Annotated in this window: 22 protein-coding genes and 1 other annotated feature; of the genes, 7 read left to right on the forward strand and 15 right to left on the reverse strand. The window is 32.5% G+C overall.

What is annotated here, in order from left to right; translation table 11 throughout:
- Positions 1 to 35 precede the first annotated feature (35 nt).
- From QZ357_RS06485 to QZ357_RS06505, 5 genes are all read right to left on the reverse strand, one after another.
- Positions 36 to 962 (reverse strand): RluA family pseudouridine synthase, encoded by a 927-nt coding sequence (locus QZ357_RS06485; RefSeq protein WP_290773421.1) that lies wholly within the window; start codon positions 960 to 962, stop codon positions 36 to 38.
- On the reverse strand, positions 952 to 1,824 hold the full coding sequence (locus QZ357_RS06490; protein WP_290773424.1) for a YitT family protein: 873 nt from the start codon (positions 1,822 to 1,824) through the stop codon (positions 952 to 954). The genes QZ357_RS06485 and QZ357_RS06490 overlap by 11 nt, the downstream gene beginning before the upstream one ends.
- 34 nt (positions 1,825 to 1,858) lie before the next feature.
- Complete coding sequence (pyk, locus tag QZ357_RS06495) at positions 1,859 to 3,586, reverse strand: pyruvate kinase (protein WP_290773427.1); 1,728 nt, start codon at positions 3,584 to 3,586, stop codon at positions 1,859 to 1,861.
- Between the two features lie 32 nt (positions 3,587 to 3,618).
- Positions 3,619 to 4,578 (reverse strand): 6-phosphofructokinase, encoded by a 960-nt coding sequence (pfkA, locus tag QZ357_RS06500; RefSeq protein WP_290773429.1) that lies wholly within the window; start codon positions 4,576 to 4,578, stop codon positions 3,619 to 3,621.
- 129 nt (positions 4,579 to 4,707) lie between these two features.
- Positions 4,708 to 6,321: a clostripain-related cysteine peptidase gene (locus QZ357_RS06505; RefSeq protein ID WP_290773432.1), complete on the reverse strand. Its 1,614-nt coding sequence runs from the start codon at positions 6,319 to 6,321 to the stop codon at positions 4,708 to 4,710.
- Positions 6,322 to 6,659: 338 nt separating this feature from the next.
- On the opposite strand from QZ357_RS06505, the gene QZ357_RS06510 reads away from it, so the two are divergent.
- The 6 genes from QZ357_RS06510 (at position 6,660) to leuB (ending at position 12,719) form a co-directional block, all read left to right on the forward strand.
- Complete coding sequence (locus QZ357_RS06510; RefSeq protein ID WP_290773435.1) at positions 6,660 to 7,358, forward strand: gamma-glutamyl-gamma-aminobutyrate hydrolase family protein; 699 nt, start codon at positions 6,660 to 6,662, stop codon at positions 7,356 to 7,358.
- Between the two features lie 11 nt (positions 7,359 to 7,369).
- Positions 7,370 to 7,618 carry a TM1266 family iron-only hydrogenase system putative regulator gene (locus QZ357_RS06515; protein WP_290773438.1) on the forward strand — a complete coding sequence of 83 codons (249 nt, stop codon included), beginning with the start codon at positions 7,370 to 7,372 and terminating at the stop codon, positions 7,616 to 7,618.
- Positions 7,619 to 7,828: 210 nt separating this feature from the next.
- Positions 7,829 to 8,087 (forward strand) — a binding site (T-box leader).
- Between the two features lie 101 nt (positions 8,088 to 8,188).
- The gene (gene leuA / locus QZ357_RS06520) at positions 8,189 to 9,850 is read left to right on the forward strand and encodes a 2-isopropylmalate synthase (RefSeq protein WP_290773440.1); all 1,662 of its coding nucleotides are present in this window, start codon (positions 8,189 to 8,191) and stop codon (positions 9,848 to 9,850) included.
- Between the two features lie 22 nt (positions 9,851 to 9,872).
- Positions 9,873 to 11,153, forward strand: a complete 1,281-nt coding sequence (gene leuC, locus QZ357_RS06525) for a 3-isopropylmalate dehydratase large subunit (RefSeq protein ID WP_290773443.1) — start codon at positions 9,873 to 9,875, stop codon at positions 11,151 to 11,153.
- Entirely contained in the window at positions 11,153 to 11,647 is a 495-nt protein-coding gene (gene leuD, locus QZ357_RS06530) for a 3-isopropylmalate dehydratase small subunit (protein ID WP_290773446.1), read from the forward strand. The genes leuC and leuD overlap by 1 nt, the downstream gene beginning before the upstream one ends.
- A 1-nt stretch (position 11,648) precedes the next feature.
- Entirely contained in the window at positions 11,649 to 12,719 is a 1,071-nt protein-coding gene (gene leuB, locus QZ357_RS06535; RefSeq protein ID WP_290773449.1) for a 3-isopropylmalate dehydrogenase, read from the forward strand.
- An 82-nt stretch (positions 12,720 to 12,801) separates the two neighbouring features.
- Here the strand turns inward: leuB and QZ357_RS06540 are convergent, their stop codons facing one another.
- From QZ357_RS06540 to QZ357_RS06585, 10 genes are all read right to left on the reverse strand, one after another.
- Positions 12,802 to 13,356, reverse strand: coding sequence for a manganese efflux pump MntP family protein (locus QZ357_RS06540; RefSeq protein WP_290773452.1), 555 nt, complete (start codon positions 13,354 to 13,356; stop codon positions 12,802 to 12,804).
- A 201-nt stretch (positions 13,357 to 13,557) separates the two neighbouring features.
- Positions 13,558 to 14,199 (reverse strand): HAD family phosphatase, encoded by a 642-nt coding sequence (locus QZ357_RS06545; RefSeq protein ID WP_290773455.1) that lies wholly within the window; start codon positions 14,197 to 14,199, stop codon positions 13,558 to 13,560.
- Positions 14,200 to 14,202: 3 nt separating this feature from the next.
- A complete protein-coding gene (locus tag QZ357_RS06550; protein WP_290773458.1) occupies positions 14,203 to 15,072 on the reverse strand; it encodes a DNA glycosylase in 870 nt (289 codons plus the stop codon).
- On the reverse strand, positions 15,050 to 15,784 hold the full coding sequence (locus QZ357_RS06555) for a methyltransferase (RefSeq protein ID WP_290773460.1): 735 nt from the start codon (positions 15,782 to 15,784) through the stop codon (positions 15,050 to 15,052). Before QZ357_RS06555 ends, QZ357_RS06550 begins: the two co-directional genes overlap by 23 nt.
- Before the next feature lie 131 nt (positions 15,785 to 15,915).
- Complete coding sequence (locus QZ357_RS06560) at positions 15,916 to 16,566, reverse strand: phosphatase PAP2 family protein (protein ID WP_290773462.1); 651 nt, start codon at positions 16,564 to 16,566, stop codon at positions 15,916 to 15,918.
- A 100-nt stretch (positions 16,567 to 16,666) separates the two neighbouring features.
- Positions 16,667 to 17,791, reverse strand: a complete 1,125-nt coding sequence (locus tag QZ357_RS06565; protein ID WP_290773465.1) for a trypsin-like peptidase domain-containing protein — start codon at positions 17,789 to 17,791, stop codon at positions 16,667 to 16,669.
- Positions 17,792 to 17,800: 9 nt separating this feature from the next.
- Complete coding sequence (locus QZ357_RS06570; protein WP_290773468.1) at positions 17,801 to 18,589, reverse strand: MBL fold metallo-hydrolase; 789 nt, start codon at positions 18,587 to 18,589, stop codon at positions 17,801 to 17,803.
- A gap of 304 nt (positions 18,590 to 18,893) precedes the next feature.
- On the reverse strand, positions 18,894 to 20,156 hold the full coding sequence (locus QZ357_RS06575; protein ID WP_290773471.1) for a UDP-N-acetylglucosamine 1-carboxyvinyltransferase: 1,263 nt from the start codon (positions 20,154 to 20,156) through the stop codon (positions 18,894 to 18,896).
- A 97-nt stretch (positions 20,157 to 20,253) separates the two neighbouring features.
- Positions 20,254 to 21,108, reverse strand: coding sequence for a PHP domain-containing protein (locus tag QZ357_RS06580; protein ID WP_290773473.1), 855 nt, complete (start codon positions 21,106 to 21,108; stop codon positions 20,254 to 20,256).
- Positions 21,109 to 21,118: 10 nt separating this feature from the next.
- On the reverse strand, positions 21,119 to 23,182 hold the full coding sequence (locus tag QZ357_RS06585) for a U32 family peptidase (RefSeq protein ID WP_290773476.1): 2,064 nt from the start codon (positions 23,180 to 23,182) through the stop codon (positions 21,119 to 21,121).
- Positions 23,183 to 23,349: 167 nt separating this feature from the next.
- On the opposite strand from QZ357_RS06585, the gene QZ357_RS06590 reads away from it, so the two are divergent.
- Complete coding sequence (locus QZ357_RS06590; RefSeq protein WP_290773478.1) at positions 23,350 to 25,716, forward strand: SpoIIE family protein phosphatase; 2,367 nt, start codon at positions 23,350 to 23,352, stop codon at positions 25,714 to 25,716.
- Positions 25,717 to 25,750 lie beyond the last annotated feature (34 nt).

Here is a 25,750-nt window from a genome sequence, read left to right on the forward strand (position 1 = left end):
ACTTCTTTACTCAAATTTTAAAGTAATGTCAAACATTAAATATGATTTAATATATTAATAACCGAGTCCAAATCCTTTGGAAGTTTACTGTAAAAAGTCATATCTTTAGTTATAAAATTATCCTTTGCATTCAAAGTAACTTTATAACAATGGAGAAACTGTCTTTTTAAATTAAATTTATCAAAAGAATCATCTTCTCTATGGTCGTTGTATTTTCTGTCTCCGACAACACTGTATCCCATAGTATTTAATTGCGAACGTATTTGATGTGTTTTACCAGTAATAAGTTTCACTTCAAGTAACGTATAGCCTTTAAATTTTTTTATGATTTTAAAAAAAGCACTCACTTCAAATGCTCCCTTTACTTTCGATTTACTTAAAATCAACTTATTTCCTTTTTGATCTTTCACTCCATAATGAGTAATTACACCCTCGTCGGTAAAATCACCCTTTACCAATGTTAAATATCTTTTATCTATAAGGCTTTCTCTCGACATCTCATTAAGAAGCATAAGAGATCTTCTGTTTTTCCCTCCGATTACAATACCACTCGTATTCAAATCCAATCTGGTAACAATACCCGTGGAAGAGGAATTTAAATAACTTACAAGCATACTTGCCAAATCTCTTTTATCACTACCGTTTCCTTGTGATAATATACCTGCTTTTTTGTTTAAAATAATTATATTTTCATCTTCAAATATAATATCAAGACCACTGATATCAACTTTTTTTATATCATTTTCTTTAAACAAATCATCGGAAATGTAAAATCGAACTACATCATCTTGCTTAATTCTGTAGTTACCTTCCTTTTTCTTTCCGTTAACTTTAATTACTTTCTTTCTTAGGAGTTTTTGAATATCCGCCTTAGAGAGAAGCGTAACTTTCCCTATAAATCTGTCAAGACGCATATCCATATATTCTTTATCTATAGTTATTTCTTTCATCTTACTCTTCATTTACTCCTTTAAAGCCCTCCCCGAGAACTTCACTGACATCCGCCAATATAACAAAGGCATCTTTGTCTATATCGGAAATAATTTCTTTTAGCATAGCAACTTCCATCCTGCTTACCACACAAAACAAAATATCCTTATCCTCATTTGTAAACCCGCCTTTTGCCTTTAAAAAAGTTACACCTCTGTCCAAATTTTCATACACAGCATTTTTTATACCCACAGGATCTGAAGTAAATATATAAAATGCTTTTGTATAGCTCATACCTTCTTGAATAAAATCTATAACTTTTGTTGCAACGAAAATATGAATACCGGAATAAACCATAATCTCAAAATTTCTAAACGCTATCCCAGCTATCAAAACAACAATTCCGTCAAAAAACAATATCAAATTTCCCATTGAAACATGCGAAAACTTTCTTTGTAAAAGAAGTGCAAGCAATTCGGTTCCTCCGGTAGTTCCTTTAAACTTAAAAAGAAGTCCTGCACCTACACCGAATACAATCCCTCCGAAAAGAGATGCAAGCAATAAATCGTTTGTAAAATTAAATTTCCCTGTCATTATATCCATAAAAAAAGAAAACACAAATGTTCCGTATAAGGTTTTGAAAAAATTAATTACACCCATATCTTTATACAATATAATAAACAAGGGAATACACATAATAAAAGAAACAGCACCGACAGGTGCTCCCGTAAATGAATATAAAACGGTAGCCAGCCCTGAAAACCCTCCCGGTGCTATATCATTTGGTATACAAAATGCCGCAAAAGCAAATGACATAATTATGCATGCAACAGTCATAAAAAATAAATCCACCAAAAATTTAAATATTTTACCGTTTTCCAATCTTGTTTTCATTGCCGGCTCCCATACATTTTATTGTTTTAAACAACTATTTTAATTTATATAAAATTCCTCTCGTTGCATCAAGGGCAACTTTCTCCTTATCTTCATAACCTTCAAAAGATTCAACACCCGTTAAAACCGGAATATTTAGTCCTCTTAAGGTCATTACCACTTCATTTGTAAAAGCTTTTTCACTGTATACAACTCCACCTGCTTTTTCAATCAAACTCATGGCCTTGTTGTCATATTTTGTAAGCGCTAAAATTTCGCCTTCTTTAAAATCATTTAACGCATCACTGTAAAATCTTAAATTATTTCTTACTCTTCCACTGATAATACCGGCACCTTTCAAAACATTCTCTCCTACGGTTTCTATTCTTATTGAATTCGTTGTGCCTTTTACTCCAAGAGGAATACCTGCCGTTATTACTACCATATCTCCATCCTGTACATGGAAATGCTCTTTGGCACTTTCTATTGCTGTTTTATAAAGTAGTTCAACATCAGAAAATACATCTATCTTATAAGCCTCAACACCCCATACAAGAGATAATCTTCTTTGAACATATTCTTTATCGGTATATGCAACAATATCACAGTTAGGTCTATATTTTGATATTCTTCTTGCAGTATATCCTGAGCTTGTAGGTGTAAGTATTGCTTTTGCATTAAGAGAGTCTGCAATTTGTACTGTTGACAAACTTACCGCACTTGTCATGCTCTTATCATTGATATATTTACTTCTTGTTCTAAAATCACTGGCAAGCTTGCTTTCTGCTGATTCGGCAATAATACCCATAGTCTGTACTGCTTCTATAGGATATTTACCCGCAGCAGTTTCTCCTGAAAGCATTATCGCATCGGTACCGTCAAATATAGCATTAAATACATCCGTTACTTCCGCTCTTGTTGCTCTTGGATTGTTAATCATACTGTCAAGCATTTGCGTTGCGGTAATAACAGGCTTACCCACATAGTTACATTTTTTGATAATATCTTTTTGCACGATAGGAACTTCTTCGGCAGGTATCTCAACACCAAGATCCCCTCTCGCAACCATAATACCGTCGCTGGCTTCGATAATTTCATCTATATTGTCAACACCTTGTCTGTTTTCGATTTTTGAAATTATATGAATGTCTTCACCACCGTTATTATTAAGAACTTCTCTTATGGCAAATACATCTTCCTTACTTCTTATAAATGAAGCAGCAACAAAATCAATATCATTCTTTATTCCGAAAAGTAAATCATTCGTATCCTTTTCTGTAAGAGCCGGAAGTTTGATGTTAACACCGGGGATATTTATACTCTTATGATTCTTAACAGGACCACCGTTGTCAACTCTTAAAACAACATCTTTACCTTTGATTTCCCTTACCGTTAATTTGATCAAACCGTCATCGATAAGAACAACATCGCCTCTTTTAAGTTCTTCAGCCAAATGGTCATAAGTAGTGGCGCACTTTGTTTCGTCCCCGGGTTCGTCACCTACCGTTAAGGTAAACATATTTCCTTCTTTTAAGAACACTCCTCCGTCTTTAAAGGTTTTAGTTCTGATTTCAGGACCTTTTGTATCAAGCAAAATAGCTATAGGTTGATTTAATTTTTGTCTTATCTCTTTTATTGTGTCAATTCTGCCTTGATGCTCTTCATAATCTCCATGTGAGAAATTAAGTCTTGCAACATTCATCCCTGATGCTACAAGATGCGTTAAAATCTTCTTATCTTCACTCGCAGGACCTATGGTACATACGATTTTTGTCTTTTTCATAATTTACGTTATCTCCTAATCAATAATCTATATTATATTGCAAGCATTTCTGCAATTCTCTTAGCTTCTTCATCAATGTTATAAGGCATAGACAATGCTTCTTCTATTTCCATATCCAAGAATCTTCCATGCTGATAACACATACATCTGTTTGTCTTTCCTTCTTTTAAACATTCTACTGCCATAGCGCCCATTTTGCTTGCAAGCATTCTGTCAAATGCAGAAGGAGATCCACCTCTTTGAATATATCCTAAGTTTGTTCCTCTTGTAGTTACTCCCGAATATTTTTCTATAACATCACAAAATTCATCGTAATGTCCAACTCCTTCGGCAAGAATAACCAATCCATAATATTTACCTGAGCTGAATCCTTTTTTTATTCTTTCACATACAACATCCAAATTAAGCTCTTTTTCAGGAATAAGAATCGCTTCGGCTCCTGCGGCAATACCGGCATATAAAGCTATAAAACCACTGTTTCTTCCCATAACTTCAACAACATTAACCCTGTTGTGAGAAGAAGATGTGTCTCTTATCTTATTTATCGCATCAACTGCCGTATTTACAGCAGTATCAAACCCGATAGAATATTCTGTACATGAAATATCATTATCTATTGTACCCGGAATACCTATAACATTTATACCAGCTCTGCTGAGTTTTTGAGCTCCTCTGTACGAGCCGTCTCCACCGATAACCACAAGACCTTCTATTCCATGTTTATGAAGAGTATTAACTGCCTTGTTTAAACCTTCATCTGTTTTCATTTCCAAACATCTTGCAGAACGAAGGAAAGTACCCCCTCTTTGAATTTTATCCGAAACCGAATAAGCATCCATTTTTTCGATATTATCTTCGATTAATCCTTTATAACCTTGATACACACCATAAACTTCAAAACCATAATATAAACCGGCACGCACAACCGCTCTTATCGCAGCGTTCATACCGGGCGCATCACCGCCGCTTGTTAAAACCGCTATCTTTTTCACTTTTTCTTCTCCTTTTATATAAATTATTTAAAATATTAGTCAAATCTTTACCGAATTTTATTATACTATATTATGAAAAAAAACATTATAGTTTTTGATAAAAAATATGAAAATTTTTCATATTTTTAATTACATTTGTAATACTGAAGTTTCTCCCGTTACTTTAATTTCATCTGACAATACCCTTTTAATTTCACCATCATCCATAATTTCATAATTTATTATTTTCAAAATATCGTTTTCATGCAAATCCAATATTTTCTCTTCCGAAATATTTAATTTCCCCCTTGCCGATACTGTTCCGATTATCTGAGTATTTCCCTTTAATTTATTAACACAAAACCGCAAGCTTGCTTCTTTTCCATTTAAAATAATTGGAGCAGTATAAATATCCAAATTATTTACCGAGGCTATTTTATAAACACTCAAGATATTACCGTTTAAATAAAAAATTCTATTATTTTTTTTATCCTCTTTTTTATCTTTAATAATCTCGTAGATAATATTTTTATTTTTTACATTTTTGACTTTATATATATCCTCATGTTTTTTATTTCTCTCAAAATACTTATATGACTCTAAAAATTTATAGTAATTACTGTTCATACTAATATAATTATATAAATTTAATTCATAAAGAGTTTTATCGTTATAATTTAGTGGAAAAAATATTGATAAACCACAAGCTTCCCTGTTAAGATAACCATTTCTCGTGTAAACAACAACATCATTCAAATCTTCTTTTATAGCACCTATATCTTTTTCACCGAAAATACTTAAAGATAAAGAATAAAAATCAACCATATTACTGAATCCTTCTTCTTTAGTTCTCCCCCCAAACACAGGTCCAAGGGAAACTTTCTCTTTTAAACTGTCAAAATTATAATAACCCCCTACATAAGAAAGCCTCTCCATAAAATTATTATATAAATTTTCAATCTCTTTTAAATCAAGTAACGACATAGTTATGATTTTATCTTTACCTTTTCTTTCACTTTCTTTATAAAAGCTGTCCACAAAAAATTTGCCGAGTCTTTTTATGTCCATATGCAAACTTCTATCAATGATTTTTTTATAATCAAAACCATATCCAGGAACAAGCTCTTCACTGGCAACCATATAATCACAATAGTTTCTTAGAGAATAGGCGGTTTCAAAAGAAGACATCAAGCATGCGTCAAAAACTACCATATCTATTTTATCCCCGGATTTTCCCAATCCTTTTTTTATACCTATTTCAATTTCACTCAAAACAAGAGTATCATTATTAAAGTTTTCGTCTTTCCCAAATCCGGATATTGCCCCACCCCCGTGATTCCAAAATATCAATATATTTTCATCACTTTTTCTGTTGTTCATGGAATAATCCACAAACTCAGATAAGGTTTCACTACTCCCCATACTCTTCTTTCCCAGCGACTTTAACAATTTCAATCTACCGTTTTTAACTTCAAATATTTGATTCCTTTCACTGTCTATATCTTTATTGTGCCAATTTTTGGTCCCTCCCGTATAAATAAGAACCGTTGTATTCTCAGACAGATTACTTTTGCATATTTCCTTTAAATCTTTGCTTGCCACTTTATTTTCACTTTCCAAATCAGAGCCATTCATATATATCATAAAAGTACGATTATTGGTTTCCGTTTTATAGTTAACGGAAAAAAATATAACAAAAACAACAAAAACAACACTTATAAACACCTGCTTTTTCATATTTTTATTATTTGAAGTAAAATACATTTTATGTACCCATTTTTAAACTTATATTTATGACTTCCTAATATCAACAATGTTTTGAATAAAACATACTTTAACATTTGGCGATACAATATTTCATAATTTATAATATAAATAGATAAACATAAACTTCGGTAAATCAAAATTTATGATATAATTAATGCAAATAATTTATTTAGTTAAAAGAAATAATTATCAATCATTAAAAGCACCAAAACATATAACTTCATTTAAAATTTTTATAAACATAATAAATGTGAGAAATTATAATATTAACTTAACCCTTTGGTATATTTACTTATCAAAAAGAACATTTTTCAAAACAAGAAAGGGATACTAAAATGAAAAAACCGACTATAGGAATAATTCCACTGTTTGATGAATACAAAGAAAGTTACTGGATGATACCAGGATATATGCTGTGTATTGAACAATGCGGAGCAATACCTGTCATGCTTCCGCTTACAACAAATGAAGAAACAATAGAAAGTCTGATTAATCTATGCGACGGATTTCTTTTAACGGGAGGACATGACGTAAATCCAAAACTGTATAACGAAGAAAAATCCGATAAATGTCACAACATATGTTTTAAACGTGACGAAATGGAAACAATATTATTTAATAGAATAATAAAAAAAGATAAACCGACACTTGCCGTTTGCAGAGGACTACAATTAATAAACGTCATCTTGGGAGGAAGTTTATATCAGGATCTTGAGACGCAAAAAGGGGTCAATCACGTACAAAAGCCACCTTATGACATAAACTTTCATAAAGTGGATATAATAAACCCTTCTCCCCTATATAATCTTTTGAAAAAGGATGAAATAGACGTAAACAGTTATCACCACCAGGCTATAAAAGATTTGGCAAAAGAATTAAAACCTATGGCAATATCAAAAGACGGATTAATTGAAGCCGTTTATATGAATGATAAAAAATTCATTTGGGGACTTCAGTGGCATCCTGAACTTAATTATAAAAAAGAAGAAACCAGTATAAAAATAATCAAAGAATTTATAAGAAATTGTATATAAAGGAGTTAAAAATGAGAATAGCGGTAATAAGTCTGGTTCTAGATGAACCTAAAAAAGTACAAAAAGAAGTAAACGAGGTAATAAGCAGTTATAAAGATATTATAAGAGGAAGAATGGGAATACCATTAGACAGAGAAAATGTATCAATCATATCTATTGCTGTAATCGGTAAAGCTGATACAATAAATGCTTTTACGGGAAGACTTGGTAAAATTGACCATGTTCAAGTAAAAACATCTTTTTCAAAAAAAGAAATTTAAACACCTTTTGAGGTGTTTTTTTTATTGTTCTACATTACAAAACATAATATCATTCACATAAAATTTTTCAAATATTTTTATAAATTCAACACTCTAAACGTTATAAATATAATAAACTTAAAATACATCTAAAAATGAAAGAATTTTCTAAATATTATTGACAATCAATATTTCTTGTGATAGATTTATATCAATATGAACTTAATACCTTTAAACACAAAGAAGAGGAATAGTAAGTTTTTTAAAAAGTCGCAGAGAGCTGTTGGTTGGTGTAAAACAGTACTTAACAGAAACCGAACTCGCCTCAGAGTGGTTTACCGAAATCTTTTGAGAGTAAGTGGAAACGGCTGTCACCCGTTACAGTGACGGGATATCGGCATACATCGCCCGTATCTTTAATGAGTGTATTCTTATTTACCAAAGAATAAATTAGAGTGGTACCGCGGAAATTATACCTTTCGTCTCTTATTTAGAGATGAAAGGTTTTTTATTTTCCCTGATTTTCCAACCCATCAAATGTGTTATTTTTAAATAAGGTACGTTCATAAATTTATAAAGAGGTAAAATAAAATGAAAAATTTTGAAAAGTACAAACCCTATCCAATAATGAATAAAAAAGATAGAAAATGGCCGGATAAAGTTATAGAACAAGCACCAATATGGTGTAGTGTTGATTTGAGAGACGGAAACCAAGCCTTGGAAATTCCTATGAGTTTGAATGAAAAAATCGAATTTTATAACAAACTTGTGGAAATAGGATTTAAAGAAATCGAAGTAAGTTTCCCGGCTGCAAGTGACACCGAATTTGAATTTGTAAGAACATTAATCGAAAAAGATATGATCCCCGATGACGTAAACATTCAAGTTCTTACACAATCAAGAGACGAAATTATAGAAAAAACTTTTGCTTCCATCAAAGGTGCAAAAAGAGCAATCGTACATCTTTACAACTCTACTTCAGTGCTTCAAAGAGATGTTGTTTTCAATGCAACCAAAGAAGAAGTAACAGAAATTGCAGTTAAGGGCGCTAAGAAGTTCTTGGAAGAGATGAAAAAATATCCCGAAACAGATTTTACTTTTGAATATTCTCCTGAAAGCTATACAGGAACAGAAATGGATTATGCAGTTGAAATCTGTAATGCAGTAATAGATGTATGGCATGGAAAAGTAAACAATAAAATTATAATAAATCTTCCATCAACTGTTGAAATGGCAACTGCCAATGTTTATGCAGACCAAATAGAATATTGTTCAGAAAGACTTCATCACCGCGAAGACGTTGTATTAAGCCTTCATGCTCACAACGACAGAGGAACGGGAGTTGCCGCAACAGAACTTGCTTTAATGGCAGGAGCAGACAGAGTCGAAGGAACACTTTTCGGAAACGGAGAAAGAACGGGTAACTGTGACATTATGGTTGTTGCAATGAATATGTTCTCTCAAGGAATAGACCCTAAACTTGACTTTTCAAAAATAAGAGAACTTGGGGATATGTACGAAAGACTTACAAGAATGGAAATAAACCCAAGACATCCTTACGTTGGCTCTTTGGTATTCACTGCATTCTCAGGCTCACACCAAGATGCAATAAGAAAAGGAATGAACAAAAGAGAAGAAAGAAAACAAACAATATGGGAAGTTCCTTATCTTCCAATCGACCCAAAAGACGTTGGAGGTACATACGACCCAATCGTACGTATCAATTCACAGTCTGGTAAAGGCGGGGTTGCATTCGTACTTGAACAAAATTATGGATTATATCTTCCTAAAGAATTCCAAAAAGATTTCAGCAAAGTTACAACAAAAGTATCAGATAAACATCATAGTGACCTTGCACCGGAAGTTATATTTGATATATTCAAAAAAGAATACATCAACAACGAAAATCCTATTAAACTTATAAAATATAAAGAAACAACTAAAGACCACGACGAAGAAGTTTCTATCAAAGCTATAATTGAATATAAAGGCGAAGAAAGAGAAATAAGTGGTGTCGGAAATGGTATTATAGATGCATTCACCCATGCTCTTGAAAATGAATTTAACATTGAAATGGAAGTAACCGATTATAGAGAACACTCTATGGAATACGGTACAAATGCAAGAGCCATTTCTTATATTCAAATCGAAGGACATAACCACAAAATGTACTACGGAGCCGGAGTATCAAGTAATATAACATTATCTTCATTCTATGCCGTAGTAAGTGTTGCAAATAAAATTGTTAAGTAGAAATTAAGGAGAGATATTTATTATGGGAATGACAATGACACAAAAAATCCTTGCAAAACACGCAGGACTAGACAGCGTTGTTGCAGGGCAATTAATTGAAGCAAAACTTGACATAGTAATGGGTAACGACATTACAACTGCAGTTGCTTTAAAAGAATTCAAAAAAACTGGTGCAAAGAAAGTATTTGATGAAAACAAAGTAGCAATCGTACTTGACCACTTCACACCAAACAAAGACATCAAAGCAGCTGAACAATGCAAAAGCTGTAGAAATTTTGCTTGGGATATGAATGTTAAAAACTTCTTTGATGTAGGTGATATGGGTATCGAACATGCACTTTTACCTGAAAAAGGAATAGTAGTTCCTGGAGAAGTTATAATCGGAGCAGACTCTCATACTTGTACATATGGAGCTCTTGGAGCTTTTTCAACAGGTGTTGGAAGTACAGATATGGCAATAGGTATGGCAACAGGTGAAGCATGGTTCAAAGTTCCGGAAGCAATTAAATTTGTACTAAAAAACAAACCTGCAAAATGGATAAGCGGTAAAGACATTATATTACATATTATTGGTAAAATCGGTGTTGACGGTGCTTTATACAAATCAATGGAATTTGTTGGAGATGGTATTAAATATTTATCTATGGATGACAGATTCTCAATGGCTAATATGGCTATAGAAGCAGGTGCAAAAAACGGTATATTCCCTGTTGATGAAAAAACAATCGAATATGCAAAAGCACATTCAACAAAACCTTTTGAAGTATTTGAAGCTGATGAAGATGCTGAATATGAACAAGTTATAGAAATCGACTTAAGTAAGCTTAGACCTACAGTTTCTTATCCTCATCTTCCTGAAAATACAAAAACAGTAGATGAAGCAGCAGAAGAAAAAGTATATGTAGATCAAGCAGTTATCGGTTCTTGTACAAACGGAAGACTTGAAGATATTAAAATGGCTGCTGATATTTTAAGAGGCAGAAAAGTAAACAAAAAAGTAAGAACAATAGTTATCCCTGCCACTCAGCAAATTTATCTTGACAGTATAAAACTCGGATATGTTGAAGATATAATAAAAGCAGGAGCAATTGTTTCTACTCCAACATGTGGACCATGCCTTGGAGGACATATGGGTATCTTGGCTGCAGGAGAAAAAGCAATTTCAACAACAAACAGAAACTTCGTAGGAAGAATGGGACATGTAGACAGTGAAGTTTACTTATCAAGTCCAGCCGTTGCAGCAGCATCAGCAGTTGCCGGATATATTATTGATCCAGAAAAAGTAATGGAGGAAGATTTTTAATGGAAGCACAAGGAAAAGTATTCAAATACGGTGATAATGTAGATACAGACGTAATAATCCCTGCAAGATACTTAAATGTATCAAGCGGAGATGAACTTGCAAAATATTGTATGATTGATATAGATAAAGACTTTGTAAGCAAAATGCATAAAGGTGACATAATCGTTGCAACTAAAAACTTTGGTTGTGGTTCAAGTAGAGAACATGCTCCTCTTGCAATTAAATGTGCAGGAGTATCTTGTGTTATCGCATCAACATTTGCAAGAATCTTCTATCGCAACGCAATAAATATCGGACTACCTATTCTTGAATGCGAGGAAGCGGCAAACGATATAAAAGCCGGCGATGAAGTAAAAGTTGATTTTAATACGGGTATTATTTCAAACTTAACGACAAACAAAGAATATAAGGCTCAGCCTTTCCCTGAATTCATGCAAAAAATCATGAAAGCAGGAGGACTTGTAGAATATACAAAGGAAAAGATCGGAGAATAACATGGAATTTAATTTAGCGGTAATAAAAGGTGACGGAATAGGTCCTGAAGTAACAGCCGAAGCTGTAAAGGTACTAAATAAAATAGGAGAAAAATATTCTCATACATTCAAGTTTGCATATGTAAGAGCAGGCGGAGACGCAATCGACAACTGCGGTGAATGTCTGCCAAAAGAAACAGTTCAGCTTTGCAAAAACTCTGACAGCGTTATTTTGGGTGCTGTGGGAGGTCCTAAATGGGATAACCTTCCTGGAGATCAAAGACCTGAAAAAGCATTACTTGGTATAAGAGAAGCCTTGGGGCTATATGCAAATCTTAGACCCGCAATCATTCACAAAGCTCTAAGCGATGCTTGCCCGATAAAGAAAGAAATTATCGGTGACAGCTTAGATATTATGGTTGTGCGAGAACTTACAGGAGGTATCTACTTTGGCGAAAGAGGATACAGAGAAGGCAAATACGGAAACGAAGCTTACGACACAGAAAGCTATTCAGAAATGGAAATAAGAAGAATAGGTAAAATTGCATTTGAAACAGCAATGGCAAGAAACAAAAAACTTGCAAGTATTGATAAAGCAAACGTACTTGAAAGCAGCAGACTTTGGAGAAAAATCTTAACAGAAATGAGCAAAGACTATCCGGAAGTTGAAGTTACACATATGTATGTCGACAATGCCGCTATGCAACTTGTAAGAAATCCTAAACAATTTGACGTTATCGTAACATCAAATATGTTTGGCGACATCTTATCAGACGAAGCAAGTCAAATCACAGGTTCTATCGGCATGCTTCCATCAGCAAGCCTCGGAAAAAATTCTTTCGGTATGTATGAACCAATCCATGGCTCAGCCCCGGATATTGCGGGTAAGAATATGGCAAACCCTATTGCCACAATTCTTTCAATGGCAATGATGCTAAGATATACATTTAATCTTGAAGAAGAAGCAAGTGCAATCGAAAATGCCGTAACAAAAGTTCTCGATATGGGATATAGAACTCCTGATATCGTAAGTGAGGGAACAAAAGAAGTCGGCACAAGACAAATGGGAGACTTAATTGCACAAGCAATATAAAAACAAAACACTCTATTATATATAGAGTGTTTTTATTTTGATACAAATATTTATATATGTAAATATTAAATACAGTCTGATTTTATAAAATCCCAAGGTGTTCAAGTAAAATTTTAATCCCCATGCCAATAAGAATTAATCCCCCAAAAAACTCTGCTCTTTGTTTATATTTCTTTCCGAAAATATTGCCAACTTTTAATCCTATCATAGACAAAACAAAAGTCGTACAGCCAATTAAAGTAATTGCCATAAAGATACTTACATCTAAAAATGCAAAAGTAATACCTATAGCCAAAGCATCAATACTGGTTGCAATTGCCAAAGTAAGCATTGTTTTAAAGTCAAACAATGCATTTAAATTTTCATCTTTTCTAGATTCTAATATCATACTTATACCAATAAACCCAAGAAGCACAAAGGCTATCCAATGATCAAATTCAGTTATTAAGTCTTTAAAATAATATCCGAGGTAGTACCCTAGAAAAGGCATCAAAGCCTGAAATCCTCCAAAATATATCCCAACAGTGAGATAATTTTTGTTTTTTAAATTTCTTGTGGAAAGCCCCTTACAAACAGAAACGGCAAAAGCATCCATCGATAAACCAACTGCGATAATGAACAGTTCCCATAAACTCATTATTTAAATTTTCCTTTCATTACTAAGATAAAAAAAGAGACCTATCCGAAAACAGATAAGTCTCATCATTTAAAATAAAGCCAGGAATTTCTTTCCAATATGTTGACTTTATTACGCCTTCACGCTGATTACTCCCTTACGTTGTATTACTATATCATATTCATTCTCCTTTGTCAAAATTATAAATATTAAGAATAATATTTATAATTCTATTTCTCTGAGAGACTCTATATACTTATCCGTAATTTGTAAAATTTCAGCCTTATGCTCAATACTTTCTTCTTCCTTTATAGTATATGTAAACATACCCGCTGCTTTTCCTGCCATTGTACCGGAAAGGGAATCTTCAACAACTATACACTTTTCGGGAGATATTTCTAATGCCCTTGCAATTTCTAAAAATATATCAGGAGCAGGTTTACTTCGTTTTACATCTTTTGCGGTAAGAATAAAATCAAAAACACCGTGTAAATCTTCCTTATCAAGAAAACTGTTTATAAGCTCTATGGTGTTATTTGTTCCTATTGCAATCTTATACCCCTTTTCCTTTGCCTGCGCTATAACATCCTTTACCCCTTCTCTTAATATGTTCTGAGTCAAGTAAAGTTCGTTTACTATGTCAATCCATTCTTGCATTATGCTTTCTATACTGTCTTTTACATGATATACGTCTTTTGCAGCCTGTGCAGCCTCTTCTATACTCATGGGTCTGAAATCTATATCTTCGGGAGAATACTGAATCCCTCTTCTTTCATTAAAAAATATATCATCTACCTTCTGCCAAAGAGGAAGAGAATCAACCAAAGTTCCGTCAAAATCAAATATCAATAACTCTTTCTTCATATACTATTTATCCCCTGCGGTTTCTCTTTCATAATAAAACAAATACTGCTGAGCGATTCCCGCATATTCTCCCCAGTTACTTTTTGCAAGGTTAAATCCGTTTTCGAATGTCAAATCACTAAGTCCGTATCTATTTTCAAATATTCTTTTAACCCAAACATCCATAGGGCAAAGTTCCAGCCTTTTTAAGGAAAATAAAAGTATACAATCCGATACTTTTTCACCCACTCCTTTAATTTTCATAAGTTCTTTTTTTGCTTCCAAAGTCGGCATATTAGTTAACTTATCCAAATCAATCTCTCCGCTGTTAATTTTATGTATCGCATCCACAAGATATTTATCTCTAAAACCCATCTTTAACTCATGAAATTCTTCTTTGGTAACATCCTTCAAATCTTCATAAGTAGGAAAAGAATAATATTTGTTCCCTTTATAATCAATTTCATTTCCGTATTTTTCACAAATTGCACCGATAATTTTTTTTATCCTTGGAATATTGTTGTTAGCGGATATTATAAAAGAAATAATCGTTTCAAATAAATCCTGTTTTAAAATCCTTATTCCCTTACCATACTCGATACATTTTTTTATATGATCGTCAGTACTTATTTTCTTATCTATCTCATTATAATCCAAACTAAAATCAAAATATTCCATTAAAAAACTGTCAAAATATTCCTTATCGGTATCATAAAAAGTAAAAACTCCGTCTTCTTCTTTTATATGAATCACTTTCCCATCGACAACACCTATAAATTCATCTTTTCCGACCTCATCCCATCTAAAACATTGCCCGCATTCAAATGTCTTTTTTAAATTAAAGTGATCCATATCGCTAAGTATCAAATCATTATTTATTCGTTCTATCTTCATAGTAATACCTCAAAAACTCTTTCGTATATTTATTGTTCTCATCGTACATAACCATCGAAGGTAAAATATTAACTCCGTATTTACCGTTTTTTACTGCTTTTAATAAGAATAAATTTGAGTTTTTCCCTTTCTTTGGATATATAAACATAATATCTTTTACGGCGAAGTTATATTTGTTTAAAGTCAACATTATTTCTTCGAACCTGCTTGTTCTGTGCACTAAAAAAAACTTACCTTTATCTTTCAGTAACTTTGACGAAATTTTTACAACATCTTCAAAATCACAAAGTATCTCATGTCTTGCATAACTCTTTTTATCGTTTATACTCACTTCTCCGCTGTTTACTTTATAATAGGGAGGGTTAACCGACAGACTGTCAAACTTATTATATAAACTTTTATCTAACTGCTTAATATCTTCATTTATTATTTCTATATTGTCAATTTTATTGTAATCCAGCGATTTTTTTATTACTCCACACATTTCACTATCTATTTCAACTGCTTTAATATTTTCATTCCCTTTTTTTGCATATATAAGAATGGGAATAACCCCGCTGCCTGTACATAAATCAATATAATTATCATTTTTATTTATATATTTTATAGCAAAATTTGCAAGAAGTACAGCATCCACTCCAAAACAAAAAGTGTCCGTATCCTGATATATAAAGTAGTTTTTTATTTGTAAATCGTCAAGTCTTAAGTTCATTTTTATCCCCTTTTATGACATATTATATCAAATATAAATAAAAAAGTATATATACACAACAGTGGGAAGAATATGAATATACTAACATCCAATAAGAAATTCTCACCAAATAAAAAGAACGCTTTGCGTTCTTAATTCATTTTATTATTTTTATAAACAATTTTGTTTACAATATCCGTAAATATAATCAAATAAGCAATGGAAATACTAAATCCTGCGACAACGTCCGTACAATAATGAACGCCCAAATATATTCTGCTTATACCAATAAAAAATATTAAAAAACATATACATATACTGCCAATCCACTTAAGCACAGGAGTATAGTCACTTTTTAATAAAAGATATAATAAAAAGCCATAAAAGGCTAAAGAGCACATTGTATGCCCGCTTGGGAAACTGAAACCACTCGCTTCCGCAAGTCTAACAACGGCAGGACGGGGTCTTGCAAAAAGCATTTTAAGACCTTGATTTATAGTCACAATACTCAGCATATTGACAATCATCAATATTATCTTGTTCTTATTTCTTAAAAATAACAACACAAGTATACACAACGGAAGTATAACCTCCAAAGAGCCAAACCTGGTTATAAATCTAAATATTTTAGTCATATTAGGAGAAATAAATTGAGCAACGGAATTATAAACAAAAAAATCAAAGTCCGACAATTCATTTTCTGTAAGTTCTATACAAAGATAAAAAAATAATAAAACAAACAAAAATACTGCAACCCACTTAAAATATTTATCAAAATATTTTTTCAACTTACCCGTTTCCATTTTTCTCCTTTTTTATTTTATTATATAGTATAAACATTAAATGTACCTTTAATTTTACATAAATATTTATCAAAATAAAAAGACAGTATTTACTGCCTTTTTATTTTGACGATTTATTTAAAGTAACTTGCACTGTATTTTCTTTTCCGCCTCTCTCATACGTAACTTTAACTTTGTCCCCGGGTTTATGATAATAAAGTTGCTCTCGAAACTTAAGCATTGTATTTACTTCAACTCCGTTAATTTTTGTTATTATATCTTCTTCTTCTATTCCTGTAATATCCGCCCCTGAACCGTCAACAACACCTACAATCAAAATACCCTTATCAATGTTTAATTTTTCGTTACCAGTATAATATCTTGCAATTTCTTTATCTACACCTTCAATGCCTATAACAGCAGGAGTAAAAGAACCTTCTTCTTTTATTTGCTTAATGATCGGTTTTACTATGTTAATAGGAATGGCAAAACCAAGCCCCTCTCCCGATTGAATTTTATAAGTATTGATTCCGATAACCTCTCCTGCCAAGTTAAGAAGAGGTCCGCCGCTGTTTCCAGCATTTATGGAAGCATCGGTTTGAATTAAATCTTCTGCTATGGTATTTGTATCGACCGCAATACTTCTGTTAAGTGCACTTACTATTCCCTGCGTGACAGTTCTTTCAAAGGTAAGCCCCATAGGATTACCTATAGCGATAGCCGTTTGCCCTATGTTTATTTTTTCACTGTCTCCAAAGTTTATCACAGGTAAATTCTTTGCATCAATTTTAATAACAGCCAAATCAACTGTCGTTGATGCGTATATAACTTTTGCATCATAACTTGTACCATCTTTTAATGTAACATTTATATTTTTGGGGTTATCACTTACAACATGCTGATTTGTAACTATAATACCGTTTGTATCAACAATAAATCCTGTTCCAACACCGCTGCTTTCGCTCTCTCTGTTAAACATGTCTTTGCTCACCGCCGTAGTTTCAATGCCCACAACAGCAGGTGTTACACTCTGCACGACTTTTTCTGTAGTACTTGTCTTAAGCTTAGCAGAAGGAGAAGATGTTCCCTTTTGAATAATGGTTGTATTTCCACTACTTATTTTCTCTTCTATCATTCTGTCCATTCTTAAATTTGTAATAAAAAAAGCAAGAGAGCCGAATAATATTCCACCGATAATAAGACCAAGAATAAAAACGGTCAATCCTCCCTTTTCTTTATTTCTCATAAGTTCCTCCTAAAATTCCAAAATATCATTAATCCCCGCTCTGTTTGCAACGTCTAGAAGATAATCTTTCCCCTCTTTCATGTCATTTAATCCCGCAACTTCTTTTACCGTCTCATATGCAATAGAGGTAAGATTGTTTTCCTCACTCAAATGTCCAAGGCGAACTCTTTTCGTCTTGCCTTTTACAATTTCGCTCAAAACTTTTCCGCTGTCGCTATTTGAAAGGTGACCAAAAGGAGAAAGTATCCTCTGTTTTAAATGCATAGGATAAGAACCGTTTTTCAGCATCTTCTCATCATGGTTTGCCTCAAGAAACACGAAATCACATGTTTTCAAACAATTTATCACATCCTCCACAATCATCCCCATATCCGTAGCAATTCCGCATTTAGATTTCCCGTCGCAAATCGTAAAACCAATCGGAGAAACGGCATCATGAGGTATTGAGAATGAATCAATTAAAACATCCTTGATATAAAAAGGGCGATCTTCTTCTATTCTAAATACATTTTCATTGTCAACTTTTCCTATTTTTTTTAATATACTATCACAAGCCCCTTTATGTACATACAAAGGTATATCCGCTTTTCTGGACAATACCCCTGCTCCTCTCACATGGTCAGAATGCTCATGAGTTATTAAAATACCGTCTATATCATTAAGCTCTACATCTATTTTTTTTAATTCTTTTATTATAGTACTGCCTGCAAGTCCTGCATCAATCAATACCTTTGTATTTTCACTTTCTACAAGTAAACTGTTTCCTTTTGAAGATGAAAAAAGATTAGTAAATTTCAATTTTTTTCTCCTATTAAGTCTATGTTATTTTCAGTAAAATATACATTTTATAAAGTAATGAACCCTACAAAATACACTAATATAAAATATATTATATACTTTATAATATATCAGTTAAAACAACAAATTTTATTCTAGATAAAAATAAATTTTTCTAAATTGCAAATATAATTGATTTTATAACATTTACGCTATTCCATAATATATTTAATATTTTTGTTACTTATGCAATACATTTCATTTATTCTATTAAATAATTAAATATAATAAAAAATAAAATCCCCTTAAAAATAAGGGGATAGGATTACGAATCTATTCTTTCTATATCAGCACCAAGGTTTCTGAAATTTTCTTCTATATTTTCATACCCTCTATCAATATATTTTAAATTGGTAATTTCGGTAGTTCCTTTTGCTACTAATCCGGCAAGTATCATTGCAGCTCCGGCTCTTAAGTCAGTAGCTTGTATCTTTGTACCGTATAACTCGCTTGGTCCGGTAAATACCGCAGTATTCCCGTTTACCCTAACATTGGCTCCCATCTTTTGAAGCTCAGTAACATATCTGAAACGATTTTCGAATATACTTTCAGTTATAGTGCTTACTCCGTTAGCTAAACACATAAAAAGTCCCATAGGCTGTTGTAAGTCCGTAGGAAATCCGGGATAAGGAAGTGTTTTTATATTACATGGCTTTATATACTCACGTCCTATAACTCTTATATTGTCATCTTCATCAACTTCTACATTAGCTCCCATTTCTATAAGCTTTGCCGTTATTGAATCCAAATGAGGTGGTATGACATTTTTTATAAGTACATCCCCTTTTGTTGCAGCGGCTGCAATCATATAAGTACCTGCCGTAATCTGATCAGGAACAACAGAATATTCACAACCATGCAGTTCTTCAACTCCGCTTATTCTTATTACATCGGTTCCGGCACCCTTTATATTTGCACCCATAAGGTTTAAAAAGTTTGCTATATCAACAACATGAGGTTCTTTCGCCGCATTTTCAATAACGGTTGTACCCTCTGCTCTTACCGCAGCCAACATTATATTGATTGTCGCTCCCACACTTACGACGTCCATATAAATGTTCGTACCTTTAAGTCCGTTTGGCGCCTCTATTCTTATTGAACCTTTAACATCAACTTGAGCCCCAAGAGCTTCAAACCCTTTAATATGTTGATCTATTGGTCTTGCTCCAATATCACATCCCCCCGGAGGTGGAAGCTCGACACATCCATTTCGTCCAAGCAAAGCTCCAAGAAGATAATAACTTGCCCTCATTTTTGTACTCTCATCAGCTATTTCATCGCTGGTGCAATCTGCAATATTTGACGTATCTATACTGAGTCCTTTTGCTGTTTTTCTTATTTTTGCACCCAGCTTTTTCATAATGCTTATATAATTTCTGATATCCTGTATATCAGGTAAATTTTCAATAATAAACTTATCACTGGCAAGGACAGTTGCCGGAAGTATTCCAAGGGCAGCATTCTTAGCCCCGGTAATGGTAACTTCTCCCTTTAATCTTTTTCCGCCTTTTATAATGATTTTTTCCATGTTTTATTCATTCCTTTTGAATTCATTTTTCCTTTAGTTAAATAATTATACTAAAATTCACTTTAAAAAGAAACCCTATTTGCTTATAAAGTTAAATCTAAAAGCAAGGGCTATTCTGCAAGTAACTGTAACTCCTGGTTCTTGAAAGCAGATTCGTTTGATTTAAATATACATTGGGAGTCCCTACCGCTCTTGTGGTATAAACACTGCCATGACAATCGGAACCTCCGCTTACTATTAAATTATATTTTTTACAATAATTATAGTAATATTCGTTTTGTTCCTTCAAAGGATTATAAGTACTGAAACATTCAATACCGTCAATGCCCATATCAAGATATGAATCAAGCATATTTAAAGGCATAACATTACCCGGGAAATAATACGAAGGATGAGCCAATATCGCAACTCCTCCTGCTTTTTTTATGGCGTTTATAACCTCTTGTGATGAAAGTAAATCTTCCCCCTTTGGCACCGGCACCTTAGCTTTTAAAGCATTAAACGGAGCAATTCCTTTACAAACTCCCTTTTCCGCCAAATAATTCATAATCGGCAACCCTGCCATTTCCTTCATTTTATATAAATTATACTCTTCTAAATTTACGTTATCATATCTTTTTTCACACCATCTTATAATTCTCGTATCCCTGTTTTGTCTTACTCTTCTGGTTCTAGTCATCGTATATGTAAGATCTATATCGTCAATATCTATATCATATCCCAATATATGTATTTCTTTATCGTATGATTTTGAACAAATTTCAGTCGCTCTTATTAACTCCAAGCCTTCCCTTTTTGCTATATACTCTGCAAGCTTAACATTTGATATACTGTCATGATCCGATACGGAAAAGTATTTAACACCCGCATTTTTTACCGCCATAACAGTTTCTTCAGCATCCCAGCTTCCGTCGGAAGCATTTGTATGAATATGAAAGTCTACTCTCTCCATCTTCTTCCTCCTAAACTAACTTTCTGAAATAACAACCTTTTGTGCTGTCAGGGATATTTTCTTTATCTTTATAATTTTTTATGATTTTATCAACTTGTTTTTCGGTTTCATTTGTAAATAAAAATACCCTGTTTATACTTTTATCCAATTTATCGATTTTTTCAAATATACAAAGAGGATATGTATTAAAAATCTCACTGGTTTGACCGTTACATTTAACTTTAAACTGTTTACCCATTCTATCGGTAAGACTCTGATTTTTATTACAGTTTCCACACCCTATTTCCTCTTTTATAGGACAATTCCTTGTAGTCATCAACGGCAAAAATCCGTACACAACTGCCGATAATGATGTATTTGATTTAATTTTATTTATGTTATTTATAGTATTTTCAAAAGATACGGTAACATTTTTTAGATTATCAAAATATTCTTCCAGTATATCTACACTGTAAGAATTCGTTATATTACTGCCAAATCCTGTATACAAATCAAATCCTATATCATTTACCAAACTCATCTTGCCTATTGTATGAGCAAGTCCTTTTTTTATTCCCTTTTCATAGGCTTTACTTAGATATTCTTTTATAATACTCTCTTCATCAAAATAAATCCTCGGAACTTCTACCCCTATTTTATCTTTATATTTTTCTAACAAAGCAACGTCAACATCTTCAAGTTGAAATAGAGGAACAAATACAACATCAAAAAATTCAAGCATAGATTTATTCAAGTAAGATACATCATACAAAACCGCCATATTACATCCCTTTTCACTGTGTTTTTTTGTTTTTAGATTTTGTATTTCTCCAATATCATATGTATTAAAATTCCCGAGCCTTATCTTGTTAAGCTCATCCACGGCAAGGCGTCGTATCTCATTGATTTTTGATATCGGAATAAAAATATTTTCATCCGCTTTCCCTCCAATGTAGTCAACTTTATAAATACTCTCTCCAAGCTTACACAAATTTTTCTCTATATTATCTTTTAATACTGGCTTGCTCTTTGCCTCTTCCAAAAAGTCGCCTTCAACATAAACTCTGTTATTATCTTCATCTATAACCTCAACATGGGCTTTTTTATTTAAGCTAAAATCATATTTGATCTTAATTTTGATTTTTTCTTCTTTAATATCTATATTCTTTACTTCTTTACTTACCTTTTTGGTATAAAACTTGTCTGAATCCCTTCTTATACCAAACATATCCTTCCTTTGTCCCGTCAAATATCCGTCAGTAAATCCATTTCTGGAAAAAACACTTTCTAAAAGAGACTTGTCAAATGTAGAATTGATAACCCTGTTTTTAACTTCATTCACAACGGTTTTTACGTATTCATTGCTCTTCATTCGTCCTTCTATTTTTAGTGACGCAATACCCATACTGGCAAACTCTTCTATATAATCTATATAACAAACATCTTTTAAAGACAAATCATATCTTCCCTCTTCTTTAACATAAAAAGGAAGTCGGCAAACCCCGGCACAAAGCCCCCTGTTTCCGCTTCTTTCACCAAGAGCCGAAGAAAAATAACATTGCCCGGAAACACTCATACATAAAGCTCCGTGAATAAATATTTCAACTTCAACATCTACTTCATCTATAATTCTTTTTATCTCTTCTAAAGATAACTCCCTAGATAAAACAACCCTTTCAAATTCCATATCTTTAAGCATTTTCGCATCACTGACATTATGCACGCTTAACTGAGTGGATGCATGAAGCGGAACTTTTGATATTTGCTTAAGTATATTTACAACGCCAAGATCCTGAACAATAATAGCATCAAAGCCAACCTTATTTATAATTTCAATTTCTTTGATAAGTTCATCTATTTCATTATCGTATACTAAAGTATTCAGTGTCACGTGAGCCTTTTTCCCTCTTAAATGACAAAAATCCACCGCTTCTTTAACTTTTTCAAATGATCCAAAATTTTCGGCATTTCTTCTGGCATTAAAATTAGAAAGACCAAAATAAACACTGTCAGCACCACTCAAAATCGCAGTTTTCAAATTCTCAAAATCTCCCGCTGGAGCTAATATTTCTATTTCTTTTCCATTTACCAACATATTTGTATATCCTTATATTATTAATTACATAGTAAGTATATAATAATAGCTATTTAAATACAAATATTTGAAACCTTTTTTATTTTTTTTAAAATTATGCTAGATTTCATCAAATTTCCCCATGAGAAAATTCTATAATTTTTCATATAACTTACAGGAGGCTTAAAATGATTAGTAGAGAAGGTATTCTTAAGATACACAGTACATATGGTAAACAAGAAAAAAACAGAAAAAAAGAAAATACACTTATGACATACAGAAATATAATAATACTTATCATATCTGTTTTAAGTTGCTTCAGTGTTTTCTTTTCCAATACTCTACCTTTTGTATTTGGATTAAGTGCCTTTATAATAAATAAAAAAGAACTTACAAACATACCCTTGATCTTCATGATTATAATTACATCATTCACCCTGGGGCTTTCCTCGGGGATAAGACTTCTTTTCTCCATTTGCTTGATGTTGATTCTTAATCAAAATTACTTGGCAAACAACAATAAAGCCACTTATTCGGTGTTATGCTCAGTTATCACATTATTCAGCGGACTAATGATTAATTTTTTCGTCAAAAATCCGCCAATAAACAATTTATATAATGCTGTGGAAGCTTTGAGCTTAATCGTGGTATTTTTTATATTCAATACTGCCTATAATTTAATGGAAAACATAGATTTAAAAAAAGATTTTACGGCTTTTGAATCTATGAGCCTTGCCGTTGTATCTTCGGTTATTATACTGGGAATAAGTGATATAAACATATTGACAATATCAGCAGCAATGATTGTTACTACATTTATTCTGTTGTTTACTGCCACATACTTTTCTTTAAGTCTCTGTTTAAGTTTTTCGCTAATAAACAGTATTTTGCTTACTCTAAAAGGCAATTTCAGTACGGATATCATTTTGATTTTCACCATTGCAACTTTATTTGCGTCAATGGCAAAAAATTTATCCAAACTGGCAGGCACTTTGATTTTCATATTTGTAAGTATTACACTGTCTTGCTATATAAACAAAAGTATTATGTTTACGGTAGGAGTGACGGAAATGACCATTGCCGGAACTTTATTTTTGATAATAAGTACGATGTTCGACGAAAAAATAATTTCTTTTATAAGCAAAACACAACCGAGTGAATACGGAAATATATTTAACAATGCAATAAAAAAGACGATAAAAGAAGAAATAGAAAATAAAAAAAATATGATAAACGAAGTAAGCAATAATATTTCTTTTAACAACAATGAAGATAGCAACATTAACATAACAAAAAGTATATGCAAAGTATTGACTGCGGATATATGCACAAACTGCGAAAACTTCAAAAAATGTTGGAATGAGGAAGGAGAGGATACTTTTGTAAATTTCTCTCAAGTGATTCTCGATACATATAACGGAAAAATCACATCAAAACATGAATTGCCAAAAAGTTTTGTAAATAAATGCAAATACAACTTCTTTATGTTTAAAAGCACATCTTACCTTTGCGACAACTTAAAAATCAAAAAAGATTACAACAATAAATTAAATAAATTCAAAGATTTAATGAAAATGGAATTCAAAAGTGTAAATAAAACTCTTGATAACATTTATACCAATATAAAGAAAGGACTTAACTACTTTTCAAACGATGAAAAGAAAGTCAGAGAAGGACTGTTTTCCCTCGGAATCGTTGCAAAGGAAGTCGTCGTTTTGGAAGATTTTCAAGGCAAATTAAAAACATATGTTAAGACAAGCAAAAGAATGTCTTCCGAAGAATACAGAATTACCGTTCCTCTTTTACTCAGCGAAATTCTAAGCAAAAATATAATGTATGATTACAATTCCTTCAATGAAGAATCGCTGGAAGCTTTTGAATACACATTTATAGAAAGAATGCCTTACTCTTTGAGCATAGGCGTGAGGAGAGAGAAAAAACAAAACAGAGAAAAATGCGGAGATAATTATTCAAATATAATACTTCCGACAAATACCCACCTGGTGGCACTGGCAGACGGTATGGGCAGCGGAGAAAACGCAAACAAACAAAGCGAAAGAGTCCTCAATTTACTGGAAGAAATGCTAAGCTGCGGAGGAAGTGAAATAAACAGTGTAAATACCATTAACTCAATTCTGTCATTGGAAGAGCAGGAAATATTTACCACGCTAGACATTCTTCTTTTCAACGTATACACAGCACAGGCAGAATTTATAAAAGCGGGGGCTCTCGAAAGCTACTTAAAGCGAGACAAAGAAGTAATAACACTTTCCGGCGAAGCCCTTCCGATAGGAATACTGGAAAATATAAATTTGGCAACTGAAAAAATCAGTCTTAAAAATAATGACTACATATACATGATAAGTGACGGATTTTTGGAAGCCTTTGCCGATGATAGAGAGCTGATTAAAGAAAAAATATTAAATATGGAATACCGAAACCCTCAAAAAATTGCCGATGAACTGTTTAATGAAGCTTATGCACGAAGCCTTGGAAAATTACAGGATGATGTAAGTATCATTGTCGTAAAAGTAAGAGAAGAATTATTGCATTAAAAAATACAAATAAAAACGGAAGCAACTTAAGTTC

Origin of the sequence: Anaerofustis sp. (genome assembly GCF_019420015.1) — a bacterium.
GTDB lineage: Bacteria > Bacillota > Clostridia > Eubacteriales > Anaerofustaceae > Anaerofustis.